Source organism: Bacillus sp. JJ1127 (assembly GCF_036965845.1).
In the GTDB taxonomy this organism is placed as follows: Bacteria; Bacillota; Bacilli; order Bacillales; family Bacillaceae_G; genus Bacillus_A.
The window spans coordinates 1-6,003 of sequence record NZ_JBALQK010000259.1; the positions used below are offsets into that span (position 1 = coordinate 1).

The window sequence follows — 6,003 nt, forward strand, 5'->3', positions numbered from 1 at the left end:
AAGGTATACAAAAAGAGTCTTAACTACTTAGGGCTTTTTCTTATTTTCGGAAGTAAACTTTTGAATAGCAGCATTAGGGGCAATATACATGCCCATCAACTCAGGAGATTTTAATACCCTCAAATACCAAAAAGCGTTATCATTTCTAAACAGGCTAAATTAGAAAGGATGACGTTTTCTTATGAATCTCTCGATTCAAGATGAACTACTACCATTTGCAGAAGAATTACAACGATATGTTACACCTGTATTCTTAGAAGAACTTGCAAGAGAAATCGGATTTATCAAACGAAAACGTAAGTTTTCTGGCTCAGACTTAGCTACTATTTGCATTTGGATCAGTCAACAAGTAGCAAGTGATCCCTTGGTTCGATTATGTAGTAGGCTTCATGCAGCGACAGGCACTTTACTCAGCCCTGAGGGCTTAAATAAACGTTTAAATGCGAAAGCAGTTTTGTTTTTAAAACATCTTTTTTCTTTACTGTTACAACAAAAAGTATGTGAACAAACACAAATTTCTAACCACCTTTTCTCTTATTTTCAACAAATCCGTATCCTAGATGCCACCGTATTTCAAGTGCCAAATGCTTTAGAGAATGTATATCCAGGCTCTGGAGGATGTGCCCAAACAGCCGGAATCAAAATTCAATTAGAATATGATCTGCACAGTGGGGAATTTCTTAACTTTCAAGTTGGACCAGGAAAAAATAATGACAAAACTTTTGGTACAGAGTGCTTAGATACCTTACGACCAGGAGATTTATGCATTCGTGATTTGGGTTATTTTTCCTTGGAAGACTTAGATCAAATGGATCAACGAGGTACATACTATATTTCTCGTTTAAAATTAAATACAAATGTATATGTGAAAAATCCAAACCCGGAATACTTTAAAAATGGTGCAATAAAAAAACAATCGGAATACATACAAGTTGATGTGAAACAGATTTTAAATCAACTACAGCCTGGAGAAACATTTGAATTAAAACATGCTTATATTGGTGATAAACAACAGCTGTTTTCACGCGTTATTTTTAATCGATTAACAGAAAAACAACTTCAAAAAAGACGAGCAAAAATCTTAGAGAAAGAAAAATCCAAAAATAGAACATACTCAGCGAAAAGTAAAATGGTAGCGGGATTAAACGTGTACGTGACGAATACACCATGGGAATGGGTTCCGATGGAACAGGTACATGAGTTATATACTTTGCGTTGGCAAATAGAGATTGTCTTTAAAACGTGGAAATCACTCTTCAAAATAGACCATTATCGTAATGTAAAACAAGAACGATTAGAGTGCCACTTATATGGAAAGCTAATCGCTATTTTCCTGTGCTCCTCTACTATGTTTAAAATGCGCCAACTTCTTTTACAAAAGAAGAAAAGAGAATTAAGCGAATATAAAGCAATAGGGATGATTCAAGATTATCTATATCTTTTGTATCAAGCTATACAGAAAGGCACCCAAGAAGTAACAAAGATTCTAATTCGCCTATTCCACATACTACAGAAAAACGGGCGGAAATCTCATCGATATGAGAAGAAAACAGTCTTTGATATTATGGGTGTTGTCTATGAGTATAGTGGACTTAGAAAACAAAAGAAAGTTGCATAATCTTTAAAAATGATACCTATCTAGGTTTATTTAGCATGCTCATTTTTAAGGAGAAGAAGTGTTTTAAGAGTTTTTCAGTTTATTTGAACGAACGTTCATTTAGTTTCAGTTCTTAAGTTGATGGGCATGGGGTCACCATATCAAAAAAAGAAAATTGTACGTTTAGACATAAAAATGACACATTTCGATTAGTTCTCTGTACGTTAAGGAATTAGTTTGTATATTTGAGGAGATGTACGAGACAGATGTGAATTTAGGGGGATCCAATATTTTCTATTCAAATATGATAGAATAGAAGTATATGCAAAACGGAGGAAAAACAAATGAACTCAAACACAAAACAGTTTATTAATGATATCCAGCAAAGAAAGAACAATTATATAGAAAATGTATTAATAGCAATACAACACCCTAAAAAAGAGCAATCTGAACAAGTCATTCAAAATATAGTAGAGAAGATGGATATGATGATCAGTTTAGTTACTACTTACATGGCTATTGAATCAGAATCTACAAAAGAATTAAAAGAGCTTCAGGAAGAACTTATTCATGCTCAAGCATATATTCAAAAACGGAAATTTGAAGAAACACAGAGATAAAACCCTGTGTTTTTACTTGGTGGACTATGACATTAATTTTTTATAAATCTGATTAGATGTAATTTGATTATTGTTTTGGCATAATCCATACAATTTGTTGAATGCGTACAATATATGGCACCGTATCTTCAATGAGCAAATGATCTGGTTTAACATCTTTTAACTTTCCTCTTACATTACCTCTTACAGTTTCAATAACCACATGTTTACCAATTACTGATTGTAATGTCTGATATACGTAGGGATTGGGTGCACTTACCATATGTTGTTCACTCAAGTCATTTCCTTCCGAATAACTCATTCTATAAGACTCCTTTCTAACTTACATTCTTTCTCCTAATATATGATATAAATCTTATAAATATGCTAGAAGGATAATTCATTATAGGAACGGAAATAACATTTTAATAAGATACGGTTTCTATTTCTAAATTGCTAACAATTATTTATATAAAGTTACTTTTACTAGTTAATAGGTGATGATATATGGATATTTTGAATGTACATCTAGGTTGTTCCTTTTAAGATATGTATGATTTTAAATACGTCCTTTATTAGAATAGTGCTCATACTTTTTTTGAGATTCTTTCGTAATACGTGCGTTAAGTAAAATTGCTAACAATAAAAACACTCCATATTTTCCTCCTGTAGCTCCTATGATAATCACACTACTACAAACAAGTATAATTAATAGGATAAACGAAACTGAATAAATACGGTCATAATTCTTTGACATCTTTTCGTATTTTATGCGTTCTTTCCTTGCATTCATCTAAATTCCTCCTTTAAATGATCCATTTCACTATCAAATAAATCTCACCCTTAAAAAGGAAACAATATATCGTTATATAAATTAGTTTGTTTTTTTTTCAACTAATTTATATAACGTAAAAAGAAATCCTACCAATATTAAGCTTTCCACCATGATAATCCCGACCCTCTCCTTCCTTTTAACCCCAACACATCAAATAAAAGTTGCAGCAAACAAAAAGGATCATCCCTTTTCGTAAAGGATCATCCTTTTCTTCATTCAATAATTTTTAGGTATTCTTGATTAATTAAAATAACAGCCGGTCCATCTACAACAATTCCACCAACTTCAATTTTTTCATAAGACTCAATCTTAATAGAAGTAATTCCTTTCCGCTTCTTTAACTCGTTACTTAATTCTTGCGTTGGCATGCGTTTCATATCTTCACTCCTTCTTATTGTTTCATTTAATCTTATTATGTTAAATAAATTGTAAAAATGGGTTCTAGTTCTAGTAATCCCATCAATTTGTATCGTTGACCATATATTTAGATGTTACCAACTCGCGTATCTCTCTTATGAAAAGAAGATAAACAATTACTATTCACTGTCTCAGTAAATGTAAAAATTCTTAAAGATAGAGATGAGATTAATTGTTTTTTCTTCTAGAAATAATGACTTAGATATATATACCTAAAACAATGAAAGCCCTACCTCTCTTTCATCCTTACGGCTCCTTGTCCGTGCCAGTGTGAATCAGGATTGCAAAAATCAAGTGACTATTTGATCGAGTTATTTAATGAAACTTCGAACGTTCGTAAAAGAAATTTAAAAATAAAAATGGATTAGATTGAAGTAATAACAAAAGAGGTTCCGACTCTAAAAGTGAATTGAAGAAGTTGAATGTCTTTGAAATGATTTACTTTTAATAATCATCATATTCCCGAAAAATTCAGGATATTTTCGGGGGATGTAATACATTATCTAGAATGAATCTTAACAGAAACTTTTTATTTGATTTTCAGTGATCCCTTTAATTAATCCTAGTTCACTAATCAAAAATTCATGTGCGTTATCCAACATTTTTTTTTCGCTTGTATTCAGTGCCTTTTCTTTCTTCATACGCATTAAATCACGTACAACTTCAGCGCCTTCTTGTATTTCACCCGTTTTTATTTTGTCCGTGTTCACTTTATACCTTTGTTTCCACGGCAGTAATCTATCTGATTCTCCATGCTGGAAAATGTGTATAATGTGTTTTAATGCAAGTATATCAGTAACTGGTCGTATACTCGAACTCAATATTTTTCCCGTAGGAATCATGACTTGCATATTACTGATTGACATTTTTATGACATAATACTGTTGTTTTTTTCCTGAGAATTCTTTTTCTTCTATGGCTTCAATTATACCTGCTCCGTGCATTGGATAAACAATGTTATCGCCAATTTGAAACATATAATCCACCTCCATATATGGTAACCTTCTTAACATTAACATATATGTGATTTTTTATCAAATATTTTATAATATCATAAAAATATTTTCCTCGTCAATCACTTTTTTACAAAAATTAAATTAAGTAAAAAATACCCCCAAAACAATAGGGAGTGTGTCAGATTTCCCATAAAGGGAAGGGGAATTTCCCCGCTTATATTCTGAAATCTCTACTCATTAACGTAGATCAGTTTTCCCTTGAAAACGACCAAATCGATCCCGTATTTTTTTCAATCTTGTGTGGTATTCCAAAATCTCAATTCTTGCTTTTTCAGCTAAAGGTGCAATTGGTCGTAAGTCTTTTAACCCCCAATAATCAACCACTACATCAAGTACTTGATCAAAATATTGTAGTGGTCCATAATTCGCTTCTTTTGCAATTACAGCCATTCTATTTTCAAAATCAGGCATGACGGCACCTGGCATTTTAAAATTCTTAATCACATTGGCAATATGATAGCAATAATTAGGTTCTAATTCCAAATGTGTTCGAATGACATCTCGATAAAACGCATAATGAAGAGTCTCATCTTTTGCAAGGCGGCGTAATAATGTAGCAAGATCTGGATCATGCTTACTTGCAACCTTAGCAACATTATTGTAAAACACCATCGTTGCAAGTTCTTGTAGCGTCGTATACGTCATGGCTTCGATTGGTGTATGAAAATCAGGCTCAAATCCACCCTCAACGACTGACTTTCTTAATTCATGTATTCGTTTAGGATTTACACTTCGAGTGAGTAGTAAATATGTCTCCAATAGATTCGAATGTTGATCCTCTTCTGAAGTCCATGTGTGAATAAAGTCCGTAATAACAGAAAGGGATCCTTTAAAAGTTGCAGATAAATACGTTGTAAACCATGGTAAATTCACTTCTGTTAATAAAGCTGTTTCAATGGCTGTAATTACACCAGAAGGAAGAGTAACTTGACTTTCATCCCAAGGAACTCTTTTAAAGTCCATTCCCTTATCCCATGGTAAAAACTCATGATAACCCCAGTCTATCTTCTGAGCTCTTATTTTATGTTGTTCATACAGTTCTTTTAGACGTGGTTCTAATCGGAAATCTAAATCATTTGTTAGCATCTATAAGTGCCCCCTTTTCTTATCATATAAATAATCATTCTATTTTTACTCTTAAAATTTTCTACAAATAAATATTACGTTCCTTTTTTAAAGTCAAACATAATAAATTTGTAACAAAATTCTTTGAGAGCGCTATGTTTTTATATGATTTTTTCATATAAAAAGGGATACTGAGGATAACATTCATGGATGAAGATACTCGTCATGTTGTAAATCTAGGTGAGTGTAAAAAGGTGCATACCTATAAAGAATCGTTTTATAATAAAGATTAATAGTATTTTATACACACTATCAACTTATTTAGACGTAAGATCTAATATATTAGAATTAAGCGCTTGAAAAACAAATACAGTTGATGAGATAGCCTTAAACGACAATTCCCAACAAGAACAATGTACATTGACTATGATAATTTAGACCGAATTTGGGTATCTTTGGATAGGCTACACTGAA

General features: G+C 32.1%; 7 protein-coding genes. 2 read left to right on the forward strand and 5 right to left on the reverse strand.

Translation table 11 applies throughout. The annotated features are described in order from the left end of the window. Positions 1 to 181 precede the first annotated feature (181 nt). Complete coding sequence (locus tag V7183_RS21545) at positions 182 to 1,618, forward strand: IS4 family transposase (protein WP_335360778.1); 1,437 nt, start codon at positions 182 to 184, stop codon at positions 1,616 to 1,618. 323 nt (positions 1,619 to 1,941) lie between these two features. Then, on the forward strand, positions 1,942 to 2,217 hold the full coding sequence (locus tag V7183_RS21550; RefSeq protein ID WP_097899711.1) for a hypothetical protein: 276 nt from the start codon (positions 1,942 to 1,944) through the stop codon (positions 2,215 to 2,217). 67 nt (positions 2,218 to 2,284) lie between these two features. On the opposite strand, the gene V7183_RS21555 is transcribed toward V7183_RS21550, so the two are convergent. The 5 genes from V7183_RS21555 to V7183_RS21575 all read right to left on the reverse strand — a co-directional run bounded on the left by V7183_RS21555 (position 2,285) and on the right by V7183_RS21575 (position 5,550). Continuing rightward, entirely contained in the window at positions 2,285 to 2,518 is a 234-nt protein-coding gene (locus tag V7183_RS21555; RefSeq protein ID WP_090814546.1) for a YuzF family protein, read from the reverse strand. A gap of 237 nt (positions 2,519 to 2,755) precedes the next feature. Next, positions 2,756 to 2,989, reverse strand: coding sequence for a hypothetical protein (locus V7183_RS21560; protein ID WP_000993974.1), 234 nt, complete (start codon positions 2,987 to 2,989; stop codon positions 2,756 to 2,758). A 254-nt stretch (positions 2,990 to 3,243) separates the two neighbouring features. Further along, positions 3,244 to 3,408 carry a BC1881 family protein gene (locus V7183_RS21565; RefSeq protein WP_098212237.1) on the reverse strand — a complete coding sequence of 55 codons (165 nt, stop codon included), beginning with the start codon at positions 3,406 to 3,408 and terminating at the stop codon, positions 3,244 to 3,246. Positions 3,409 to 3,963: 555 nt separating this feature from the next. Next, on the reverse strand, positions 3,964 to 4,425 hold the full coding sequence (locus tag V7183_RS21570) for a CarD family transcriptional regulator (RefSeq protein WP_162177850.1): 462 nt from the start codon (positions 4,423 to 4,425) through the stop codon (positions 3,964 to 3,966). Between the two features lie 216 nt (positions 4,426 to 4,641). Beyond that, complete coding sequence (locus tag V7183_RS21575) at positions 4,642 to 5,550, reverse strand: acyl-ACP desaturase (protein ID WP_070169563.1); 909 nt, start codon at positions 5,548 to 5,550, stop codon at positions 4,642 to 4,644. Positions 5,551 to 6,003 lie beyond the last annotated feature (453 nt).

What these genes read in the sequence shown, in the direction of transcription:
- V7183_RS21570 (WP_162177850.1), bottom strand. Translation starts at nt 4,425, where the DNA reads ATGTTTCAAATTGGCGATAACATTGTTTATCCAATGCACGGAGCAGGT.
- V7183_RS21575 (WP_070169563.1), bottom strand. Translation starts at nt 5,550, where the DNA reads ATGCTAACAAATGATTTAGATTTCCGATTAGAACCACGTCTAAAAGAA.
- V7183_RS21555 (WP_090814546.1), bottom strand. Translation starts at nt 2,518, where the DNA reads ATGAGTTATTCGGAAGGAAATGACTTGAGTGAACAACATATGGTAAGT.
- V7183_RS21565 (WP_098212237.1), bottom strand. Translation starts at nt 3,408, where the DNA reads ATGAAACGCATGCCAACGCAAGAATTAAGTAACGAGTTAAAGAAGCGG.
- V7183_RS21550 (WP_097899711.1), top strand. Translation starts at nt 1,942, where the DNA reads ATGAACTCAAACACAAAACAGTTTATTAATGATATCCAGCAAAGAAAG.
- V7183_RS21560 (WP_000993974.1), bottom strand. Translation starts at nt 2,989, where the DNA reads ATGAATGCAAGGAAAGAACGCATAAAATACGAAAAGATGTCAAAGAAT.
- V7183_RS21545 (WP_335360778.1), top strand. Translation starts at nt 182, where the DNA reads ATGAATCTCTCGATTCAAGATGAACTACTACCATTTGCAGAAGAATTA.